Origin of the sequence: Cupriavidus sp. MP-37 (genome assembly GCF_020618415.1) — a bacterium.
Classification (GTDB): domain Bacteria; phylum Pseudomonadota; class Gammaproteobacteria; order Burkholderiales; family Burkholderiaceae; genus Cupriavidus.
Genome location: NZ_CP085345.1, coordinates 805,575 through 827,069 on the forward strand (window position 1 = coordinate 805,575; position 21,495 = coordinate 827,069).

Sequence of the window (21,495 nt, forward strand, 5' to 3'; positions counted from 1 at the left end):
GCTAACAAAAACGTTTTGGTAAGTGTAGGGAAACCGTATTGGCGATGCAAGCGGTTTTGTCGGCGGCAGCAGCCGTGGTCTTCCCTTATATCGAATAAATCGATAACGGCTAGCAGCAAAACCCGTTTCACAAGTTGATCACGCGGCGTCAAAGTACCCGCCATAGCGCCTTGCGCGCCACCACACGCCCCCCGCGCACCACCCCAAGGAGACGCCCCCATGCGAGACAAGAACCGTCCGGCGCAATCCGCCGACCACGACCGGCCACTACCCACGCGGCGCCGCCTGGTGCAGGGTGCCGGCCTGCTGGCGCTGGGCGCCTCGCCTCTCGGCGCGCTGGCCGCCCAGGCTGCGCGCGCGACTGATGGTGTCACGCTGGCCGACGGCCCGCGTCCACTGGTGCGCTATCCCGGCAAGCGCCCGCTGGTGCGCGTCCATACCCGTCCGCCGCACCTGGAGACGCCCTTCTCCGCGTTCAACGAAGGACCGATCACCGCCAACGACGCCTTCTTCGTGCGCTACCACCTGGCCAACCTGCCGCTGTCGGTGGATCTCGCCACCTATCGCCTGAGCGTCGGCGGCCATGTCGGCAAGCCGCTGCAGCTGTCGCTCGATGAACTGAAGCGGCTGGCCGAGCCGGTGCACGTGGTCGCCGTCAACCAGTGCTCGGGCAACAGCCGCGGCTTCTCCGAGCCGCGCGTGTTCGGCGCGCAGCTGGCCAACGGCGCCATGGGCAATGCGCGCTGGACCGGCGTGCCGCTGCGCAAGGTGCTGGAGCATGCCGGCGTCAAGGCCGGCGCCAAGGTGGTGACCTTCAACGGCATGGACACGCCGGTGCTGCCGAGCACGCCGGACTTCCGCAAGTCGCTCGATATCGCCCACGCCATGGACGGCGAGCCGCTGCTGGCCTGGGGCATGAATGGCGAAGACCTGCCGCTGCTCAACGGCTATCCGCTCAAGCTGGTGGTGCCGGGCTACTTCGGCACCTACTGGATCAAGCACCTGCACGAGATCGAGGTGCTGGACCATCCGTTCGAGGGCCATGACGCGTTCTTCATGACCAAGGGCTACCGTGTGCCGGACAACGATTGCCAGTGCGTGGCGCCGGGCACGCCGGCGGCCAAGACCAAGCCGATCTCGACGCTGGCCGTGCGCAGCTTCATCACCAGCGTGGAGAGCGGCGGCAGGCTGCCAGCCGGGCGCGCCGTCGAACTGAAGGGCATTGCCTTCGACGGCGGCTCCGGCATCCGCACGGTCGAGGTTTCCGTCGATGGCGGGCACAACTGGCAGGCCGCGAAGCTGGGCGAGGACCTGGGCCGCTTCTCGTTCCGCGCGTGGCACTTGCCGGTGAAGTTCGCCAGCAAGGGACCGGCAGTGCTGATGGTGCGCGCCACCAGCAACAACGGCGAGACCCAGCCAAGCAAGGCCAACTGGAACCCCGCCGGCTACCGCCGCAATGTCATCGAGGCCACGCCGGTCACCATCGCCTGAGGAACGCGCCATGAAAGCAACCATCGCCCCCGCGCTGCTGGCGCTCGCCCTGCTCGGTGCCGCCCATGCCGGCGCCGCGCCGCAGGACATCAGGCTGCCGGCGGAGAACGTCAAGCTCAAGCCAGCGAAGCTGCCCGGCTACGGCATCGCCATGCAGAAATGCGCGATCTGCCATTCGGCCGACTACGTCTCGTACCAGCCGCCCGGGCTGAGCCTGGCGCAGTGGACCGCCGAGATGAAGAAGATGCAGCAGGCCTACGGCGCGCCGATCGACGATGCCGAGGTCGAGCAGCTCGGCGCCTACCTGGCGGTGGCCTATGGCTCGGCCAAGGCGAAGGATCCGGAGATCGTGGCGATCGCGCAGAAGGCCGGCAAGCCGGCCGCGCCGGCGCCGGCCGCCGCCGCTGGCATCGACGTGCAGGGGCTGCTGGCAAAGAACGCCTGCCTGAGCTGCCACGGCGTGACGCAGAAGGTGGTCGGGCCCGCCTACCATGAGGTCGCCGTGCGCTACAAGAACGATGCGCAGGCCCAGGCGAAACTCGAGGCCAGCATCCGCGGCGGCAGCAGTGGCAAGTGGGGCGCGGTGCCGATGCCGCCGTTTGCCGGCTTGAAGGCCGAGGAAGTGAAGGCGCTGGCGGCCTACGTGCGCCAGCAATAGCCTCGCCCGCGCCGCGCTGACTGCAACACGCCCCGGCTGGTCCGGGGCGTCTTGCATTCCGGCCTTGCAAGTTCCGGCTGACTCCTTATACTTAGCCGCGTGGCTAACCATTATGCCGAGTTTGCAGACGTGTCCCAGGCTGTCGATCTTTCCCCGCTGTCCGGCGTGTTCTACGCGCTGGCCGACCCGACCCGCCGCGCCATCGTCAGCACGCTCGGGCGCGGGCCGGAAACGGTGTCGGCACTGGCGGCACCGTTCGCAATGGCGCTGCCCTCGTTCATGAAGCACCTGCAGGTGCTGGAGCGCAGCGGCCTGATCCGCTCGCGCAAGACGGGGCGCGTGCGCACCTGCGAGCTGGTGCCGCAACCGCTGTCCGACGCGCAGCAATGGCTGGCCGACCAGCGCGCCCTGTGGGAGGCCCGTACCGACCGCCTGGCGGCTTTTGTCGAAGCCCTTCACCAAGAGGAACAGTCAGATGCCGAATGAAAACGCCCCGAGCGCGGAAAGCCAGGACCTGGTCATCTCGCGCCTGCTCAAGGCCCCGCGCGCCAAGGTCTGGCGCGCCTGGAGCGATCCGCAGCTGCTCAAGCAATGGTGGTGCCCCAAGCCCTGGACCACTGAGGTCCGCGCCTTCGACATGCGCCCCGGCGGCGCCTTCCATACCTTCATGCAGGGGCCGGATGGCGGCACCAGCGACAACCCCGGCTGCTTCCTCGAGATCGTGCCGATGGAGAAGATCGTCTCCACCTCGGCGCTGGTCGCCGGTTATCGGCCCGGCACGCCGTGGCTGTCGATGACCGCGGTCATCACCATGGCCGACGAGGGCGACGGCACCCGCTACATCGCGCGCGTGATGCACCCGGACGAGGCCACGCGCAAGCAGCACGAGGAGATGGGGTTTTATGAGGGCTGGGGGACCTGCATTACGCAGCTGGAGGAGTTTGCACAGCAGTTGGAGTAGGCTGGCCTTTTTCACGCTGCCGGTGTGCTGCCCTCTCCCGCTTGCGGGAGAGGGGCGGGGGTGAGGGCCAGCGCGTGCCATACCGACGGCCTTCACTTCGTTGAAGCTCCCGCCCTCACCCCAACCCTCTCCCGCAAGCGGGAGAGGGAGTACACAAGCGGACGTTGGAAGGCCCGAGGCCGTTGATGCCGCTGCGGGTTTTCTCCCCTCTCCCGCTTGCGGGAGAGGGGCCGGGGGAGAGGGCAGGCGCTGGCATACCGACGGCCTTCACTTCGTTCAAGCTCCCGCCCTCACCCCAACCCTCTCCCGCAAGCGGGAGAGGGAGTACACAAGCGGACGTTGGAAGGCCCGAGGTCGTTGATGCCGCTGCGGGTTTTCTCCCCTCTCCCGCTTGCGGGAGAGGGGCCGGGGGAGAGGGCAGGCGCTGGCATACCGACGGCCTTCACTTCGTTGAAGCTCCCGCCCTCACCCCAACCCTCTCCCGCAAGCGGGAGAGGGAGTACACAAGCGGACGTTGGAAGGCCCGTGGTCGTTGATGCCGCTGCGGGTTTTCTCCCCTCTCCCGCGTGCGGGAGAGGGGCCGGGGGAGAGGGCAGGCGCTGGCATACCAACGGCCTTCACTTCGTTGAAGCTCCCGCCCTCACCCCAACCCTCTCCCGCAAGCTGTATGGACCGGGGACATGGGTAACACATGTGCCAGGACATGGGTAACAGTCCAGTCTCCAGTTTAATTGGCCTCCTGTAGGTCTATTGTGGCCACCTTCTGATGGCAGAAGTAGACATCAAAGGTGCCGTCCAAATCCACGCGAGGGCGCAGCGCTACGGGCGTTCCGACCAAGGCTCGTCCGACCCGGAACGTCTTTCCTCGGAAGCAGATGCGCCCGCCGTCGCCTACCTTTCGCACGATGTCATCGCTGCCGTACTCGATAGGCGGGAGCTCGCGCGGCATCGTCCGTGGACTAGGCGCATAGCGGCTTGCGGGTGTCTCCATATCCAGGGCGTGGTGTGGGCGCTTGAAGTTGTACACGTGGCGCCAATGGCTGAAGTGATGCTGCGCATCGTCCAGATCCCGGAAGCGCTGGTTGGCCAACAGCTCTGCCTGCATGGTTCGATGGAAGCGCTCGTCCTTACCGTTGGTCTGCGGATGGCGAGGTCGGCTATGACTGAGCCGCACCCCCAGGCGGATCAGCCAAGCACCCAACGTGGTAAGTGCACGGGGCACTGGAGAACCCCAGGGCGGGCCGTTGTCTGCATTGATGCGCTCGGGCAGCCCATAGCGCGCAAAAGCCTTCTCTAACGCTTCCTGTACGGATTCAAACTGTTCGTTGCCCAAGGCCCTGAGCAGCACATTGAACCGGGAGTGATCGTCCAAGACCGTGAGTGGGTGGCACCGCTGCGTGTCGGTAGCGAAGTGGCCTTTAAAGTCAATTTGCCATAGTGCATTGGGCCGGTCGTGCTCGAAGCGCTGCCAGGCTGTAGCGGCCGAGCTGGCGGCCGGATCGATCAAGCCATGGCGGCGCAGCACCCAATTGACTGTGCTCGGGGCGATTTGGACGCAGTGGTCACGCTCCAGTACGCGTGCGATCTTGCGGGCGCCCCAGGCCGAATGTTCGGCTCGGATCGCTAGCACGCCCTCTTCGACGGCAGCTGGAGTTCGGCCGGGAGAGCTATGTGGCCGCCGAGTTCGGTCGTCCAGATCCTCTCGGTTCAACCACTTGTAACCGGTCTTGCGACTGATGCAGAAGCGGCGGCAAAGCTCCGCAATATTGGCGTCCGCCTGGCGTGCCAGGCGGACGAACTCTTCTCTTTGCTGCTTCACGGTGTTTTGGCTCCAGGGCAACGTTGTCCTCCCGCTGACTAAGCGGGAAAAGTGTTACCCATGTCCTGGCACACCTGTTACCTATGTCCCCGGTCTATACAGCAAGCGGGAGAGGGAGTACACAAGCGGACGTTGGAAGGCCCGAGGCCGTTGATGCCGCTGCGGGTTTTCTCCCCTCTCCCGCTTGCGGGAGAGGGGCGGGGGTGAGGGCCAGCGCGTGCGATAGCGACGGCCTTCACTTCGTTGAAGCTCCCGCCCTCACCCCAACCCTCTCCCACAAGCGGGAGAGGGAGTACACAAGCGGACGTTGGAAGGCCCGTGGCCGTTGATGCCGCTGCGGGTTTTCTCCCCTCTCCCACTTCGCGGGAGAGGGGAGCGTATGCGAGCGGCGGCGCCTTTCGCTGACTCTCGCGGTGGTGTAGGCCCCCGCCCTTCAAAACCGGTGCCGCAACCCCACGCTCACCGACTTCGCATCATCCCCGCTGCCTGGATCGATCACGATGCTGTTGTTGCTGACGCTGCCGCCGGCGCTGTTGTGCACCAGCACCGCGCGCACGTAGGCGGTGGTGCGCTTGCTCAGGTCGTGGTCCCAGCCCAGCGTCACTGCCAGCGGCCGCTGGCCGCCGCCGAGGATCTGGCGCTTGAGCGCGGCGGCCTTGAAGGTGTCGCGCTGGCTCACGGCCCAGCTGAAGGTCACGCCGTAGTGGCGCGCCGAGCGGGTCTCGGGCCGGTTACTGCTGGCCGCGCTGAACAGCAGGCCGATCTCCACCGGCTTGAAGCGGTACGAGCCGCCGACGAAATGGTTGGAGGTCAGCGTCGGCTCCACCGCCAAGTTGGCGCCCGAATACATCCCCTGGTAGCTGTAGAACGCATAGGCGTTGCCCGCCTCCCAGGTCGCGTTCATGCCGAAGTTCAGTCCGGAGCGCGCCGACCCCGGCACCTCGCCCGGCGCCACCGCGGCGCCGAAGCCAAAGCCGCCCCACTTGGGCGAGAAGTACTGCACCGCGTTGTCGAAGCGCGCGCCGTAGGCGACATGTCCGGTGCCCTGCGAAGCCGTCGCGCTCAGCAGGTTGAACGGCGACACCGCGCCATTGAGCAGGAACGGGTCCAGCCGCAGCAGCGCATAGAACGACGGCGTGTACTGCCGGCCCAGCCGGAACTCGCCCCAGCCGCCGGACAGGCCCAGGTAGGCCTGCCGCCCGAACAGCCGGTTGTTGCCGAAGAACTCGGTGCCAGTGTCGATATTGAAGCCCGACTCGACCAGGAAGTTGGCCTTGAGCCCGCCGCCGAGATCCTCGATGCCGCGGATGCCCCAGCGCGACGCGGCCTGCTGGCCCTCGCGCATGCGCACCACGCTGTCCGAGCCCTTGGCGTATTCGATCGATGCGTCGACCACGCCGAACAACTGCATCGTGCCCGCCGCGGCATTGCCCGCGGCCAGTGCCACGCCCATCACCATCCACTGTGTTGCCTTCACGCTCTCTGTCTCCCGTCCTCGTTGTGGTGTGAAGTCGCTACTTCGCCTGCAGTCCCGCCACCTTGACCACCTCGCCCCATGCCGCCAGGTCGGCGCTGAGCAGCTTGCCCAGCTCCGCGGGGGTCGACGGCGCGGCCGGCTGCAGGTTCATCGCGGTAAATTTGGCGCGGTCGGACGGGGTCTGCAGGATGCGGTTGACCTCGGCGTTGAGCCGCTCGACGATCGGTGCGGGCACGCCCCTGGGCCCGAAGATCGCGACCCAGCTGGCCTGCTGGAACGGCACGCCCTGCTGCGACATGGTCGGCACGTCGGGCGCGGTCAGCAGGCGCTCCGGGCCGGACACCGCAATGCCGCGGATGCGGCCCGACTTCAGGTGCGGCACCGACGAGATGGCATCGGTAATGCCGATGGTGACGTGGCCCGCGGCCAGGTCGTTGCTGCACTGGGTGGCGGTCTTGTACGGGATATGGCGCAGGTGGATGCCGGCCTTGGCTTTCAGGTATTCCATCGCCAGGTGGCCGCCGGAGCCGACGCCCCACGAGCAATAGGCCAGTTCCGTCTTGCTGCCCCTGGCATAGGCGATCAGTTCCTGCAGGTTGTGCACCGGCACGCTGGCGCTGACCGCCAGCAGGTTGCCGCCGGGCTGGCTCGGCCGCGCGATCGGCGTGAAGTCCTTGACCGGGTCGTACGGCAGCGACGGCGTGGTCCACGGGTTCACCGTCATGGTGGCGGCATAGGTGAACAACAGCGTGTACCCGTCGGGCGCGGCGCGCGCCACGGTCTCGTTGGCGATGATGCCGTTGGCGCCGGGGCGGTTGTCGACCACCACCGGCTGCTTCAGCGCCGCGGTCAGGCGCTCGGCCACCAGCCGCGCGGTCTGGTCGGTCACGGTGCCGGCACCCGACGGCAGCACCATGCGGATCGGCTTGCTGGGATAGGTGGCCTCGGCGTGCGCGCTGGCGGCGCCCGCCAGGGCCAGCGCCGCGGCCAGGGCCGCGCGCGTGGCGCCCGTCCTGCGGGCGCCAGTGTGCTGGCTGCTCATATTGCTGTCTCCGTTGCGGCGCATTGGCCGCGCATGCCGGTACATTGCCGGCTTGTCGTCAGCAGGCGCGCCGGTGGCCCGGGCGCCTGCGCTGAACCGGCTCAGGCCTGCGCCTGCGCCGCGTGATCGAGTGCCGCCAGCCGCTCGTAGTGCCAGTCGGCATCGCCGAACAGGTTGGCGTGTGCCGCCAGGCGCTTGTAGCAGTGGCCGACTTCCACCTCGTCGGTCATGCCGACGGCGCCGTGCAGCTGCACCGCGTCTTCGCCCAGCGCGCGCCCGGCCTCCGAGACAAAGGCCTTGGCATGCGAGACCGCGCGCATGCGCGCCACCGCATCGCCCTGCAGCGCGTCGGCCGCGGCCTCGGTGATGGCGCGCGCCTGCTCGACGCTGACATAGAGGTCGACCAGCCGGTGCCGGATCACCTGGCTCGCCGTCAGCGGCCGGCCGAACTGCTCGCGCGTGGCCAGGTAGTCGCGGGTCAGCTCGAACGCGCGCGCCATGGTGCCGACCGCTTCGGCGCAGGCCATCACGGTGGCGCGGTCGATGGCGGCCTCCACCAGCGGCCAGGCACCGTCGCGCGGGCCGATGCGCGCGCGCTCCGGCACCACGGCGTGGCGCAGCGTCACGCTGGCGGTCTGGCGGCCGTCGTAGGTCGGCAGTGCCTCGATGCTGACGCCGCGCGTGCCGGCCGGCACCGCGAACAGGGTCAGGCCGTGGCGGTCGCGGCGCTGGCCGGCGGTGCGCGCCAGCACCAGCAGCAGCGTCGCGCTGCCGCCGCCCAGCACCAGCGTCTTGCGGCCGTCCAGCAGCCACTGCCCCGCCTCGTGCGCGTGCGCGGTGGTGCTGACATCGAAGGCGTCATAGCGCCCCTGCGGCTCCCAGGCGGCCAGCGCCAGCATGGCGTCGCCCCCGGCCATCGCCGCGGCGCTGGCGGCGTGGGCCGGATCGCCGCAGGCCGCCAGCAGCGGCGCGCACAGCGCGGCATTGGCCAGCCAGGGCTCGGCGGGCTGGGCGCGGCCCAGTTCCTCGGCCAGCAGCGCCTGGTCGACGGCATCGCCCAGGCCGCCGCAGGCCTCGGGCAGCCCTACCGCGAGCCAGCCCATCTCGGCAAACGCCTGCCAGTGCCTGCGCGAAAAGCCCTCCGGCTCCGCCAGCGCGGCGCGGCGCTGCTCGAAGCCGTAGCCGCGCTCGACATAGCGCCGCACGCTGTCGCGCAGCATGCGCCGATCGTCCGTTGCATCGCTCATGTGTTCCTTTCCTTGTCCAGAGTTGCCGCCGCCGTGGCGCGCTACAGGCCCAGCACCTGCTTGGCCAGCAACTCGTGCTGGATCTCGCTGGAACCGCCGGCGATGGTGTAGCCGCGCGTGACAAAGCGGCGCGCCGAGGCCGCGGCGGCGTAGGCGGACTGGCCCGGTGGCGGCAGCGCCGGCTCGAAGTGCGCGGCGCGGTCATAGGCCAGCGTGTCCGGGCCGAGCGCGTCGACCGCCAGGTTCTCGATGTCCTGGATCAGCCGGCTGCCCAGCAGCTTGAGCATGCCGGTCTCGGGCCCCAGCGCCTGCCCCGCGCGCGCCTGCCGGCGAAAGCGCAGCACGGTCGCCGCCAGCGCCTCGAGCCGCACCTCCAGCGCGCGCAGCCGGCGCGCAAACCAGGGCCGCTGCAGCAGCGGCTGGCCGCCCTCCTCCAGCTCCGCGCCGATGGCGCGCACCTTGGCCAGGCGGCGGCGGTTCTCGGCCACGCGCGCCAGGTTCAGCCGCTCGTGCTCGAGCAGCGACTTGGCGATCGACCAGCCGGCGTTCTCGTCGCCGACGCGGTTTGCCACCGGCACTTCCACTTCGTCGAAGAACACCTGGTTGAACAGGTGCCAGCCATGGATGCCGACCAGCGGCCGCACGCTCACGCCGGGGCTGCGCATGTCGATCAGCAGGAAGCTGATGCCCTGCTGCGCGCGCGCTTCGGTATCGGTGCGCACCAGGCAGAAAATCCAGTCGGCGTACTGCGCGTACGAGGTCCAGATCTTGCTGCCGCTGACCACGTAGACCTCGCTGCCGTCGGGCCGGGTCCTGCGCACCGCGCGCGTCTTCAGCGAGGCCAGGTCCGAGCCGGCGTTGGGCTCGGAATAGCCCTGGCACCACCAGTGTTCCTGGTTGAGGATGCGCGGCAGGAAGTACTGCTGCTGCGCCGGCGTGCCGTAGCGGATCAGGATCGGCCCAATCATCTCGAAGGTGATGCCGCCACTCTCGGGCGCGTGCGCCAGCACCAATTCTTCCTGGAACACGGCGCGGCGCTCCGGGCTCCAGTCGCAGCCCTGCCATGCGGCGGGCCAGTGCGGCACCAGCCAGCCGCGCTCGGCCAGCCGGTGTTGCCAGTCGACCAGCTCCTGCTTGCTGACTTCGAGCCCGAGGCGGACTTTCTCGCGCACGGCATGCGGCAGCGCGCTCGCGACGAACGCGCGCACCTCGCCGCGGAAGGCCTGCAGCGAGGCCTCGTCATCGTTGATAAGGGATTCGGTCATGATGTCTGCCTGCAAGCGTCCTTGCCGCGCGCCGCGAAGGCCGCACGCATGCCGCCCTTGATCGCGGCCACGCCCTCCGCCGGAAAGCCGCCGATGGTGGCGGCCAGCCCGCGCGCGCGGTCCAGCACCTGGGAGTCGTCGACCAGTTCGGTGGCGATGCCCAGGCGCAGCAGTTCCGGCGCGGGCACGCGGTCACCCAGCAGGCACAGCCGCGCGGCAACCGCCTCGGAGTGGCGCAGCGCCAGCCACTCGGCATTGCGCGGCGCGGCCATGCCCAGGCGGATCTCGCCGATCTGCAGGAAGGCGCCGGCGCCGCACACCAGCAGGTCGCCGGCCAGCGCCAGCGCCGCGCCGCCGTTGATGGCATGGCGCTCGAGCGCCACCACCCAGGCCTTGCGGCTGTGCCGCAAGCCCTGGTGCACGCGCTCCCACACCGGCGCGAACGCCGCCAGCCCGCCCGCTTCGGCTTGCAGCGCCTGCAGGTCCAGGCCGGAGCAGAAGCCGCCGTCGGCGCCGCGCAGCAGCACCGCGCGCACGCTGTCGTCGGCGGCCAGGGTCTCGATCGCGTCGCCGAGCGCGCGCGCCAGCGCCATGTCGATGGCATTGCGGCGCGCCGGGCGGTTCAGCACCAGCTCGGCCCAGCCGGCGTGGCGCTGCAGCAGCACGGGGGATGCGGGCGCGTTCATGCCGCCTCCTGCTGCGCGGCTTCCACGCCGATGGCGCCGGCATGGGCCATGGCGCCGATCTGTGCCGTGCTGTAGCCGAGTTCGGCCAGCACTTCGGCGGTATGCTGGCCGAGCCGCGGCACCGCCGGCGTGCCGCCCGCGGCCAGGCTCTCCAGGTTGAACGGCAGCCCGGGCAGTTCCAGCTGGCCGCCCTCGCCGTCGCCGACGGGACGCAGGATGCCGCTGGCATGCACGTCGGCGCTGGCCTTGACCTGGTGGTAGTCGCGCACCACGCCCACCACCACCTGGTGGCGCTCCAGCAGCGCCCGCGCGGCATCGCCGCTCAGGTGGCGCAGCGCGTCGTGCAGGATCGCCAGCAGCGCGGCGCGGTGCTGCACCCGCAGCGCGTTGCTGGCAAAGCGCGGGTCGTGCGCCAGCGCGGGCTGGCCGATGGCAGCGCACAGGCGTGCCCAGTGTTCGTCCAGATAGGCCGACAGCACGATATGGCCGTCGGCCACCGCGATCACGTCGGCGGCCGGCGCGGCCTTGGGCTGGCTGTTGCCGCTGCGCACCGGCAGCGCGCCGGAGCACTGGTACTCGGCCCACAGCTGGGCCTGCAGCTGCACCCCGACCGACAGCAGCGAGGTCTCGATGGTCTCGCCGGCGCCGGTGCGCTCGCGCCGGAACAGCGCGGCCAGGATGGCGTTGCCGGCCGCCAGCGCGGTGGCCGCGTCGATCAGCGCGAAGCCGGCCTTGAGCGGCTGCCCGCCGGCCTCGCCGGTCACCGACATCATGCCGCTCTCCGCCTGCGCGGCAATGTCGAGCCCGGGCCGCGTGCGCGACGGCCCGCGCGTGCCGAAGCCGCTGATCGAGGCGTGGATCAGATCAGGGCGCGCCGCGCGCAGCGTGGCGGCGTCCAGCCCCAGCGCTTCCATCACGCCGGCGCGGGTGTTGTGCAGCACCACGTCGCTGGCCAGCGCCAGCCGCCGCGCGGCATCCAGGCCGCCGGGCGTGCGCAGGTCCAGCGCGATGCCGCGCTTGCCGCGGTTATAGGCCAGGAACATCGGGCTCTGCGGGCTGGTGCCGTCAAAGCGCCGCGCGCTGTCCCCGCGCAGCGCTTCCACCTTGACCACGTCCGCGCCCAGGTCGGCCAGCATCATGGCCGCGCCCGGCGCCGCGATGAACTGCCCGAACTCCGCCACGCGTATACCTGCCAGCGGCAGGTCTTGCCGGTTCGCCATGCGGTTTCACTCCTCGAAGAAGCCGGCGCGGCCGGCGGTTGGCGTCGATGTGGAGCGATCATGCGTGAGCGCCGCGCATCGCGGCAGATGCCAAAACGGCTGCGGTGCAAACCGTGGGTTAGCACCCTCGGGTTATCCCGAGGCCCGTGGATTGCCGCTATGCTGTGCGCCCAGTGCGTCGTTTGAGTGGAGCCCAATCCATGCGTCTGAGCCAAGTCCAGGACTTCATCGCCGTGGCCGAGCACGGCAGCATCCGCGCCGGCGCCCGCGCGCGCGATGTGTCGGCACCGGCACTGACCAAGAGCATCCGCCAGCTGGAAGAGGAGCTGCATGTGCCGCTGCTGACCCGCACCACCCGCGGCGTGGTGCTGTCGCGCTTCGGCGAAGCCTTCCTGCGGCGCGCGCGGCTGATCGCCACCGAGGCCCGCAAGGCCAGCGAGGAAATGGCGCAGATGCTGGGCGCGCGCAACGGCGTGGTGCGCGTCGGCACCACCCGCGGCCCGGCGCATGTGCTGCTGCCCGCGGTGGTCAAGCGCTTTCGCGTGCAGCACCCCGACGTGCTGGTCTGCATCGACAGCTGGGGCTACCCCAGCCACCTCGACGAACTCCGCTCCGGCGTGATGGACATGGCAGTCAGCCCGGTCCCGGATGAGGGCATCGAGCGCGAATTCACCTGCGAGCCGCTCTACAACAACGACTCGGTCGTGGTGGCGCACCGCGAGCACCCGCTGCGCCACGCCCGCAGCCTGCGTGAACTGGTCGGCTCGGACTGGATCCTGACCGGCCAGCGCATGCACGGCCCGGGCGCCGCCATCCTCGACGCCTTCCGTGAACGCGATCTGCCCTTGCCGCACGTGGCGGTGCGCTGCGACACCATCGGCATGATCGAGCACCTGATGCAGGACCGCCACCTGCTGTGCATGCTGCCGCGCCAGATGGTGCCCGGCCGCCTGGCCGCCAATGGCCTGGTGCCATTGCCGATCGAGGACAAGCTGCCCAGCCACACCGTCAGCCTGATCTACCGCGCCGATTCGCCGATGACGCCGGTGGCCGCGCAATTCGCCACGCTGCTGCGGCGCGAAGTCCACTACCTGACCCACCTGCCCGACAGCCCGCTGCGCCGGCCCGCCTGAGCGCGCCGCTAGCGCAGCGCGCGGCGCAGGGGAACTCCCGCTACCGGCACGGTGCTAACCGGCGGTTTACACCTGGAATTGCCGAACCGCCCTGTTTGCCGCGCCGGCGCTGCGTTTGCGGGCGGCATGCCGCGGCGCGGCGGGATATTCCCCAATCGCTGCGCGGCGCCCTTTTGCCTGACAGTGATGCCGACATTCAGCCGAGCACAGGGAGGCAAGCATGCAGGACATCGAAGAGCGGCCGTCGGCGCTGGTCACGGGCAGCGGCATCGAATGCGCCGGCGACGGCGTATGGCTGCTGCACGGGCAAGGCCAGAGCTTTGTCGCCGATGTGGGCAACGGGCTGCTGGTAGTCGACAGCGGCCCGGGCGGGCGCATCACGCGCGGCATGATCGAGGCGCTGCGCACGCAGACCGACCTGCCGGTGCTGGCGATCTGCTACAGCCACGGCCACATGGGCTACAACGCCGGCCTGCAGCAATGGCTGGACCACGCCGCCGCGCGCGGCGAGCCCGCGCCGCGCGTGCTCGCCCACGTCAACGTGCTGGCGCGCCAGGCACGCTACCGCGAGACCCAGCGCATGCAGGAGCGCATGGCCGAGATCCAGTTCCGCCAGCCGGCCGGCGGGCTGGCGGGCAAGCTGGTCCATGTCGAACCCACCGAAACCTTTGCCGACGGCGTGACGCTGGGACATGGCGAGCGCCGCGCGGAAATCCTGTGGGCACCGTCGGAAACCGACGACGCCGTGGCGGTCTGGCTGCCGGGCCGGCGCCTGCTCTACGGCGGCCCGGCGGTGATCGACTCGATCCCCAACATCGGCACCCCGTTCCGCACCCTGCGCGACACCGTGCGCTGGGCCGACACGCTCGAACGCCTGGCCGCGCTGCAGCCGCGCGCGGTGGTGCGCGAGTTCGGCGCCACCGTGCAGGGCGAGGCGCAATGCCAGCGCGTGCTGGGCGAGACCGCGAAGGCCTTGCGCTGGCTGCGCGCCGAGGTAGTGCGGCTGATGAACGCAGGCTGCAATGAACGCCAGATGCTGGCCGCGCTGCAGCCCCCCGCGGCGCTGTTCGACCAGCCCTGGATGCGGCCCACGTACGGCGACCCCAGCTATATCGCGCGCGACATCTACCGCTCGGAGAACGGCTGGTGGGACCGCAACGCCACCACGCTGCACCCGGCGCCGCCGCAGCAGGCCGCAGCGGAGATTGCCGCCGCCGTCGCCGACCATGGCGCACTGATCCGCCACGCGCAGGCGCTGGCCGAGCGCGGCGACACGCAACTGGCGCTGCACGTGATCGACGTCCTGGCGCTGGCGCCGGAGCAAACCCCGACGGTGCGCGAGGCGCGCGCACTCAAGGCGGCGTGGCTGCGCCAGCGCGCCACGCAGGTGCGCAGCTATGTGTCGCGCAGCCTGTATGGCGCGGCCGCCGACGCGCTCGAGAGCGAGGCGGCGGACAACTTCGGCCTGCACTAGGAAGACACCATGAACGACACCGTGCCACGCACACCCCTTGCGGCCGCGCCCGCCCGGCTGACGGATCCGCGCCGGCGCGCGCTGCTGCGCGGCCTCGCCGCGCTCGGCCTGGGCGCCACGGCGGGCCGCCTGCACGCCGGCAACGCCTGGCCGGCGCGGCCGATGCGGCTGGTGGTGCCGGCGCCGCCGGGCGGCGGCACCGACCTGTTCGCGCGCACGCTGGCGGCAGCGCTGGGCAAGGCGCTGGGCCAGACCATCGTGGTCGACAACAAGCCGGGCGCGACCGGCATCATCGGCAACGATACCGTGGCCAAGGCCAGTCCCGACGGTTACACGCTGCTGTTCACCTATGCCGCCGCGGTGGTGATCAACCAGACCTTGCAACCGAAGCTGCCGTATGACGGCCTGCGCGACCTGGTGCCGGTGGCGCAGATCGGCGCGGGCGGCAATTTCCTGGTGGTGACGCCGGACGTCCCCGCGCGCACGCTCAAGGAATTCGTCGCCCATGTCCTCAAGCGCCCGGATGCCTACGACTACGGCTCATGGGGCATCGGTTCGGGCGGCCACCTGACCATGGAAGCGCTCAGGATGCAGACCGGCATGAAGCTGCGCCACGTGCCGTACAAGGGCGTGGCACCGATCCTGGCCGACCTGCAGGGCGGCGTGATCAAGGCCGCCTTCGTCGATACCTCGTCGTCGCTGCCGCTGCTCCGCGCCGGCAAGCTGCGCGCGCTGGCGGTCAGCGGCACGCGCCGCGCCCCGGCCACGCCCGACGTGCCGACCATGACCGAGCAAGGCTATCCGTTCGACACCGACAGCTGGTATGGCCTGTTCGCGCCAGCCGGCACCAGTGCCGCAATCGTGCAGCGGCTCAACGCCGAGGTGAACCGGCTGCTGGCGGACGCCGCCGTGCGCGAGCGCTTCCTGCAGCTGAACATGGGCATGGCGCCGCCCAAGACCCCGGAACAGTTCGCGCAGACCGTGCGCGCCGACGTGGGCACGTGGGGCAAGCTGATCCAGGCCAACCACGTCACCGTCGACTGATGCCGGTGCGCGGCGCGAAGGCCTTCCTGCTGTAGAAGCGCCTGCCCTCTCCCCCGGCCCCTCTCCCGCAAGCTGTATGGACCGGGGACATGGGTAACACATGTGCCAGGACATGGGTAACAGTCCAGTCTCCAGTTTAATTGGCCTCCTGTAGGTCTATTGTGGCCACCTTCTGATGGCAGAAGTAGACATCAAAGGTGCCGTCCAAATCCACGCGAGGGCGCAGCGCTACGGGCGTTCCGACCAAGGCTCGTCCGACCCGGAACGTCTTTCCTCGGAAGCAGATGCGCCCGCCGTCGCCTACCTTTCGCACGATGTCATCGCTGCCGTACTCGATAGGCGGGAGCTCGCGCGGCATCGTCCGTGGACTAGGCGCATAGCGGCTTGCGGGTGTCTCCATATCCAGGGCGTGGTGTGGGCGCTTGAAGTTGTACACGTGGCGCCAATGGCTGAAGTGATGCTGCGCATCGTCCAGATCCCGGAAGCGCTGGTTGGCCAACAGCTCTGCCTGCATGGTTCGATGGAAGCGCTCGTCCTTACCGTTGGTCTGCGGATGGCGAGGTCGGCTATGACTGAGCCGCACCCCCAGGCGGATCAGCCAAGCACCCAACGTGGTAAGTGCACGGGGCACTGGAGAACCCCAGGGCGGGCCGTTGTCTGCATTGATGCGCTCGGGCAGCCCATAGCGCGCAAAAGCCTTCTCTAACGCTTCCTGTACGGATTCAAACTGTTCGTTGCCCAAGGCCCTGAGCAGCACATTGAACCGGGAGTGATCGTCCAAGACCGTGAGTGGGTGGCACCGCTGCGTGTCGGTAGCGAAGTGGCCTTTAAAGTCAATTTGCCATAGTGCATTGGGCCGGTCGTGCTCGAAGCGCTGCCAGGCTGTAGCGGCCGAGCTGGCGGCCGGATCGATCAAGCCATGGCGGCGCAGCACCCAATTGACTGTGCTCGGGGCGATTTGGACGCAGTGGTCACGCTCCAGTACGCGTGCGATCTTGCGGGCGCCCCAGGCCGAATGTTCGGCTCGGATCGCTAGCACGCCCTCTTCGACGGCAGCTGGAGTTCGGCCGGGAGAGCTATGTGGCCGCCGAGTTCGGTCGTCCAGATCCTCTCGGTTCAACCACTTGTAACCGGTCTTGCGACTGATGCAGAAGCGGCGGCAAAGCTCCGCAATATTGGCGTCCGCCTGGCGTGCCAGGCGGACGAACTCTTCTCTTTGCTGCTTCACGGTGTTTTGGCTCCAGGGCAACGTTGTCCTCCCGCTGACTAAGCGGGAAAAGTGTTACCCATGTCCTGGCACACCTGTTACCTATGTCCCCGGTCTATACAGCAAGCGGGAGAGGGGAGCAAACAAGCTGCTCGCATGGCGTTGTCGCGGGCGAGCCCGACAGCGTTATTCTTCCCGCCTGTTTTCTCCCCTCTCCCTTTGGGAGAGGGGCGGGGGAGAGGGTAGCGTTGCCACGAAGTGAAGCGACATCGTGCTTGCCGAATGCCGGCCTCTCTCCCGCAAGCGGGAGAGGAGAGCAAACCCTCTTGCCCGTTCGCCGCGACTGTCGTAAGGTGACGGCTCCTGGGATAACCGAAGCCCCGCCTCGAAACCCGCCGACCCACGGCCGCGACGCCAACGCCGCGGCCGTCCAACCGACGGGAGCCCATCGTGGACAGGCGCGTCTATCTGCTGACAGCAACGGTATTCCTGGCCGGCATTGCCGAGAACATCTGCATCGGCATCCTGCCTTCCCTCAGCACTGGCCTGGGCGTCTCGCTGGCGTCCGCCGGACAGCTCACCACCGTTTTCTCCGCCGTCTTTGCCATCACTGCCCTGCTGGCCTCGGCGCTGCTCACGCGCGGCGACCGCAAGACGCTGCTGCTGGCCGCGCTCGGCGTGTTCGCGCTCAGCAACGCCGTGGCGGCGGCCAGCCCGGGCTACGCGGTGCTGTTCGGCGCGCGCGTGCTGATGGCGGCAAGTTGCGCGCTGGTGATTCAGCTGGCGGTGATGCTGGCTACCGCGCTGGCGGCGCCCGCCAGCCGCGGCCGCGCCATCGGCCTGGTCTTTGTCGGCATCAGCGGCTCGCTGGTGCTGGGCGTGCCGGCCGGCATGGTGCTGGAGCAGTGGGCGGGCTGGCGTGCGGTGTTCGGCACGCTCGCGCTGCTGGCGCTGTTGCCGGCGGTGCTGCTGTGGCGCGGCCTGCCGCGCTCGCCGCTGCGGCGCACGGCCTCGCTGCGCGCGACGTGGCAGGCGCTGGCCGATGCGCGCGGGCTGTGCGCGCAGCTGGTGTCGGTGGCGATGATCGGCGGGCATTTCACGCTCTTCGCTTACCTCAGCCCTTACCTGCAGGCGCACCTCGGCGCCGATGCGCGCGCGCTGACCGCGTGCTACGCCGCGTTGGGCGTGGCGGGGGTGGCCGGGGCCTGGCTGGGCGGCTGGTGTTCGGACCGCCTCGGCGCGGCGCGCGCACTGCTGGCGTGCCCGGCGGCGTTCTGCGTGGCGATGGCGGTGTTGCCGCTGGCCGCGGTCTCGCCGTGGCTGCTGCTGCCGGCGCTGATGGTGTGGGGGGCGATCAGCTGGTCGGTCTCGCCGATCGTGCAGAACTTCCTGGTGCGGCAGGCGCCCCCTGATGCCGATGCGCGCATCGGCATCAACGTGGCCGCGATGCATGTGGGCGTGGCGCTGGGCGCGGGCCTGGGCGGCGTGATGGTCGACCGTGGCGCGCTGGCGCATACGCCGTGGCTGGGCAGCGCCATGGTGGCGCTTGCCTTCGGCCTGGCGCTCGCCGCCGTGCGCGGCCAGCGCTGGCGCGCCGCGCTGCCGTGAGGCGGCGGCGCCGCCAAACAGTCGACTTCCTCCTATATCCATGTCGGAACCGCACCGACAGCGCGTGCGCTGGCCAGCCACTAGTATCCATTCAGAAAAACAGCTCGCCCCACGACAGCCTGGTGCCGCACGCGGCATCCGGACGCGGCTGCGCGCTGCATGGTCGACAGCAACAACAGGAGGAGCGCCATGGACCGCCGCCAGTTTCTCAAGTGGGGGAGTTTCCTGACCGTCACCGTTGCCACCGGCGGGCTCAGCGCCTGCGGCGGCGGCGACGACGACCCGGCGCCGGAACCGGATACCGGCAACCCCGAGAACTTCAACTTCGTGCATGGCGTGGCGTCGGGCGACCCCCGTCCCGACAGCGTGATCGTATGGACGCGCGTGGAAGGCAGCAACGGCAAGCGCCCGGTGGTGGTGCGGCTGCAGGTGTCGACGCAGCAGGATTTCGACCCGCCCACGCTGTTGGTGAATCAACCGCTGATGGCCCTGCCGGACTGGGACTACACCATCCGCAACAAGGTCACGGGCCTGAGCCCGGGCACGCGCTACTTCTACCGCTTCCTGCTGGGCAACCGCCCCAGCACCACCGGCCGCACGCGCACTGCCGCGGCCGCGGGCACGCCGCTGGCGCAGCTGCGCTTTGCCTTTGTCAGCTGCCAGGACTGGAATGCCAACCACTGGGCCGGCATGGAAGAGCTGGTGCAGCAGGACCTGGACTTCATCGTCCATGTCGGCGACTACATCTACGAAGCCGTGCCGGGCGGCTCGCGCGCCGGCAACGTCGAGGACCGCCACACCGTGCTGCAGCTGCCCAACGGCACCGCGCTGCCGGATGGCAGCATCTACGCCACCACGCTGGACGACTACCGCTACCTGTACCGCAGCTACCGCAGCGACGCGCGCCTGCAGGCGCTGCATGCGGCGTTCCCGATGATCGCGATCTGGGACGACCACGAGTTCTCGGACAACTGCTGGCAGGACCGCCAGACCTACAACATCACCGACGACCAGACCCCGCGCACCGCGCGCCGGCGCGCCGCCAACCAGGCGTGGTTCGAATTCATGCCGGCCGACGTGACCCTGGACCTGAATAACCCGTCGTTCCAGAACATCCAGATCTACCGCGCCTTCACCTTCGGCAATCTCGCCACGCTGCTGATGACCGACGAGCGCCTGTACCGCGCCGACCACATCATTCCCGAGGCCTCGGTCGGACGCTCGATCGGCAGCCTGTACTTCGTGCCGACGGCAACGCTGGCCGCGGCCGAGGCGCAGAAGATCGCCGCCGCCGGCAACGCGCTGACGCCGGTATCGATGCTGGGCGATACCCAGCGCGCCTGGTGGCAGGACCGCATCGGCGCCGATGCCACCACCTGGAAGCTGTGGGGCAACCAGCTGTCGCTGCTGCGCATGCAGGTCGACGTGCCGCAGGCGGTGGCGCGGCTGATCGCACGGGCGCTGGTGCTGGCCAACAACGCGCTGGCCTCGCTCGAGACCGCGATCGCCAACGCGCTGGCCGACGACCTGCGCGCGGCGCGCACCGCCGGCACCTATGCCAACCTGGCCTATACCGCGCTGCGCAACGTGCTGGTACAGGCCGGCATCGACAGCGCCGCTTTCGACGCCAATATCAAGCCGCTGATCGAAGCCCGGCTGCCGGCGATTACGCTGCTCGAACGCTTTATCCTCAATGCCGACCAGTGGGACGGCTTCAACGCCGAACGCAAGAACCTGATGGCGTTCCTGAAGACCAACGGCATCCGCAACGTGGTGGCGCTGAGCGGGGATATCCACGCCTTCTTCGGCGGACAGGTGATGGACGACTACGATGCCGCGGCGCCGGCGCCGGTGATGGTCGATCTGGTCACGGCCGGGCTGTCGAGCAACACGCTGCTCAGTTCCTTCCGCACCGTGGTCGATACCGACCCGGCCTTTGCCGCGCTGCGCGAGCTGATCTACAGCAACGTGGGCGGCACCATCGTCAATACCTTCGATGCCACGCTGCGCGCCTTCAACCCATGGCTGCGGCATGTCGACACCAACGCCGAGGGCTACGCGCTGGTCACGCTGACGCCGCAGAAGCTGAGCTGCACCTTCCACACGCTGAAGCCGCTCGCCGGCGGCACGGCGCCGGTGCTGCCGGCCACCGCCAGCACGCGGCTGCTGGAAGTGGCGGCCGGCACGCCCGATGTGGCCGTGACCCAGTGACCGTGACCTGGTTGCCGTGACCTAGTATCCGGCCTGCCGGTCCACCAGGTTCAGCAGCGCGCGCCCTTCGCGCGCGCGCCGCAGGTTGTCCAGGCATTGCCGGGCCACCAGCGGGTACGACGGATCGGCCGCGATATGCGGCGTGGCCTCGATGCGCGGATGGTTCCAGACCGGGTCATCCGCCGCCGGCGGTTCCTTGGCGAATACGTCCAGCGCCGCGCCCGCGAGGTGGCCTGCATCGATCAGCGCGACCAGGTCGGGCTCGACCACATGCTCGCCGCGGCCGACGTTGATGACATAGGCGCCTTTGGGCAGCCGCGACAGGCGCTGCCGGTCGAGCAGCCCCTCGGTGCGCGGCGTCAGCGGCAGCGTGCAGACCAGGATGTCGCTTTGCGCCAGCATCGCGTCCAGGCCGTCGTCGCCGGTGAAATCCGTGACGCCGGGCAGGTGCTTGGCGGCGCGGCTCCAGCCGCTGACCGGATAGCCGATGGCGACGAACATGCGCGCCACCTCGCTGCCGATTTCCCCCAGCCCCAGCACGCCCACGCGGCACTGCGCGGCATCGCGCCCCGCATGGCGCTTCCATTCGCCGCGGCGCTGCTGCTCGGCATAGAGGCCCAGCGCGCGCGTATGGCGCAGCGCCATCGCCAGCACGAAGCGGGCGATGCCGGCCTGCTGGCCGGGATCGACGATGCGCGTCACCGGGATGTGCGCGGGCAGGTCGGGCGCGGCCAGCAATTTGTCGACGCCGGCGGTGGCGGCACACACCAGCCGCAGGTTCGGATACGCCGGCACCACGCCCGGCTTCAGGCCCCACGCGATGATGGCCTCGACCTCATCCGCGACGGCGGCCTCGCGGCCGTTCCACACGGTGATGTCGGGCGCCGCCTCGCGCAGCAGCGCGGTGATGGGAACCGCCATGAACGACGGCAGGTGAACGAGGATGGCCATG

The 21,495-nt window shown here is 69.4% G+C and carries 18 protein-coding genes; 9 read left to right on the forward strand and 9 right to left on the reverse strand.

The window, feature by feature from the left end; all coding sequences use genetic code 11:
* The first annotated feature begins 219 nt into the window (after positions 1 to 219).
* The 4 genes from LIN44_RS20185 (at position 220) to LIN44_RS20200 (ending at position 3,110) form a co-directional block, all read left to right on the forward strand.
* Entirely contained in the window at positions 220 to 1,491 is a 1,272-nt protein-coding gene (locus tag LIN44_RS20185; protein WP_227316025.1) for a molybdopterin-dependent oxidoreductase, read from the forward strand.
* Positions 1,492 to 1,501: 10 nt separating this feature from the next.
* Positions 1,502 to 2,149 (forward strand): c-type cytochrome, encoded by a 648-nt coding sequence (locus LIN44_RS20190; RefSeq protein ID WP_227316026.1) that lies wholly within the window; start codon positions 1,502 to 1,504, stop codon positions 2,147 to 2,149.
* A gap of 129 nt (positions 2,150 to 2,278) precedes the next feature.
* Complete coding sequence (locus tag LIN44_RS20195) at positions 2,279 to 2,635, forward strand: helix-turn-helix transcriptional regulator (RefSeq protein ID WP_227316027.1); 357 nt, start codon at positions 2,279 to 2,281, stop codon at positions 2,633 to 2,635.
* Positions 2,625 to 3,110 carry an SRPBCC family protein gene (locus LIN44_RS20200; protein WP_227316028.1) on the forward strand — a complete coding sequence of 162 codons (486 nt, stop codon included), beginning with the start codon at positions 2,625 to 2,627 and terminating at the stop codon, positions 3,108 to 3,110. Before LIN44_RS20195 ends, LIN44_RS20200 begins: the two co-directional genes overlap by 11 nt.
* 727 nt (positions 3,111 to 3,837) lie before the next feature.
* Here the strand turns inward: LIN44_RS20200 and LIN44_RS20205 are convergent.
* From LIN44_RS20205 to LIN44_RS20235, 7 genes are all read right to left on the reverse strand, one after another.
* Positions 3,838 to 4,950, reverse strand: a complete 1,113-nt coding sequence (locus LIN44_RS20205) for an IS481 family transposase (RefSeq protein ID WP_227312018.1) — start codon at positions 4,948 to 4,950, stop codon at positions 3,838 to 3,840.
* A gap of 412 nt (positions 4,951 to 5,362) precedes the next feature.
* Positions 5,363 to 6,388, reverse strand: coding sequence for a porin (locus tag LIN44_RS20210; RefSeq protein ID WP_227316386.1), 1,026 nt, complete (start codon positions 6,386 to 6,388; stop codon positions 5,363 to 5,365).
* A 55-nt stretch (positions 6,389 to 6,443) separates the two neighbouring features.
* Entirely contained in the window at positions 6,444 to 7,448 is a 1,005-nt protein-coding gene (locus LIN44_RS20215) for a tripartite tricarboxylate transporter substrate binding protein (protein ID WP_227316029.1), read from the reverse strand.
* A 101-nt stretch (positions 7,449 to 7,549) separates the two neighbouring features.
* Positions 7,550 to 8,695, reverse strand: coding sequence for an acyl-CoA dehydrogenase family protein (locus tag LIN44_RS20220; RefSeq protein WP_227316030.1), 1,146 nt, complete (start codon positions 8,693 to 8,695; stop codon positions 7,550 to 7,552).
* Positions 8,696 to 8,736: 41 nt separating this feature from the next.
* Positions 8,737 to 9,960, reverse strand: a complete 1,224-nt coding sequence (locus tag LIN44_RS20225) for an acyl-CoA dehydrogenase family protein (protein WP_227316031.1) — start codon at positions 9,958 to 9,960, stop codon at positions 8,737 to 8,739.
* The gene (locus LIN44_RS20230; protein ID WP_227316032.1) at positions 9,957 to 10,646 is read right to left on the reverse strand and encodes an enoyl-CoA hydratase/isomerase family protein; all 690 of its coding nucleotides are present in this window, start codon (positions 10,644 to 10,646) and stop codon (positions 9,957 to 9,959) included. Before LIN44_RS20230 ends, LIN44_RS20225 begins: the two co-directional genes overlap by 4 nt.
* Positions 10,643 to 11,866: a CaiB/BaiF CoA-transferase family protein gene (locus tag LIN44_RS20235; RefSeq protein WP_227316033.1), complete on the reverse strand. Its 1,224-nt coding sequence runs from the start codon at positions 11,864 to 11,866 to the stop codon at positions 10,643 to 10,645. The genes LIN44_RS20230 and LIN44_RS20235 overlap by 4 nt, the downstream gene beginning before the upstream one ends.
* Before the next feature lie 200 nt (positions 11,867 to 12,066).
* On the opposite strand from LIN44_RS20235, the gene LIN44_RS20240 reads away from it, so the two are divergent.
* The 3 genes from LIN44_RS20240 (at position 12,067) to LIN44_RS20250 (ending at position 15,517) form a co-directional block, all read left to right on the forward strand.
* Positions 12,067 to 12,999 carry a LysR family transcriptional regulator gene (locus LIN44_RS20240; RefSeq protein WP_227316034.1) on the forward strand — a complete coding sequence of 311 codons (933 nt, stop codon included), beginning with the start codon at positions 12,067 to 12,069 and terminating at the stop codon, positions 12,997 to 12,999.
* A 220-nt stretch (positions 13,000 to 13,219) separates the two neighbouring features.
* Positions 13,220 to 14,473, forward strand: coding sequence for an alkyl sulfatase dimerization domain-containing protein (locus LIN44_RS20245; RefSeq protein WP_227316035.1), 1,254 nt, complete (start codon positions 13,220 to 13,222; stop codon positions 14,471 to 14,473).
* 9 nt (positions 14,474 to 14,482) lie between these two features.
* A complete protein-coding gene (locus tag LIN44_RS20250; protein ID WP_227316036.1) occupies positions 14,483 to 15,517 on the forward strand; it encodes a tripartite tricarboxylate transporter substrate binding protein in 1,035 nt (344 codons plus the stop codon).
* A 136-nt stretch (positions 15,518 to 15,653) separates the two neighbouring features.
* Here the strand turns inward: LIN44_RS20250 and LIN44_RS20255 are convergent, their stop codons facing one another.
* Positions 15,654 to 16,766 (reverse strand): IS481 family transposase, encoded by a 1,113-nt coding sequence (locus LIN44_RS20255; protein WP_227312018.1) that lies wholly within the window; start codon positions 16,764 to 16,766, stop codon positions 15,654 to 15,656.
* A 408-nt stretch (positions 16,767 to 17,174) separates the two neighbouring features.
* On the opposite strand from LIN44_RS20255, the gene LIN44_RS20260 reads away from it, so the two are divergent.
* Complete coding sequence (locus LIN44_RS20260) at positions 17,175 to 18,332, forward strand: MFS transporter (protein WP_227316037.1); 1,158 nt, start codon at positions 17,175 to 17,177, stop codon at positions 18,330 to 18,332.
* Positions 18,333 to 18,521: 189 nt separating this feature from the next.
* Complete coding sequence (locus tag LIN44_RS20265) at positions 18,522 to 20,543, forward strand: alkaline phosphatase (protein ID WP_227316038.1); 2,022 nt, start codon at positions 18,522 to 18,524, stop codon at positions 20,541 to 20,543.
* A 21-nt stretch (positions 20,544 to 20,564) separates the two neighbouring features.
* Here LIN44_RS20265 and LIN44_RS20270 read toward each other — a convergent pair whose 3' ends face one another.
* Entirely contained in the window at positions 20,565 to 21,494 is a 930-nt protein-coding gene (locus tag LIN44_RS20270) for a glyoxylate/hydroxypyruvate reductase A (RefSeq protein ID WP_227316039.1), read from the reverse strand.
* Position 21,495 lies beyond the last annotated feature (1 nt).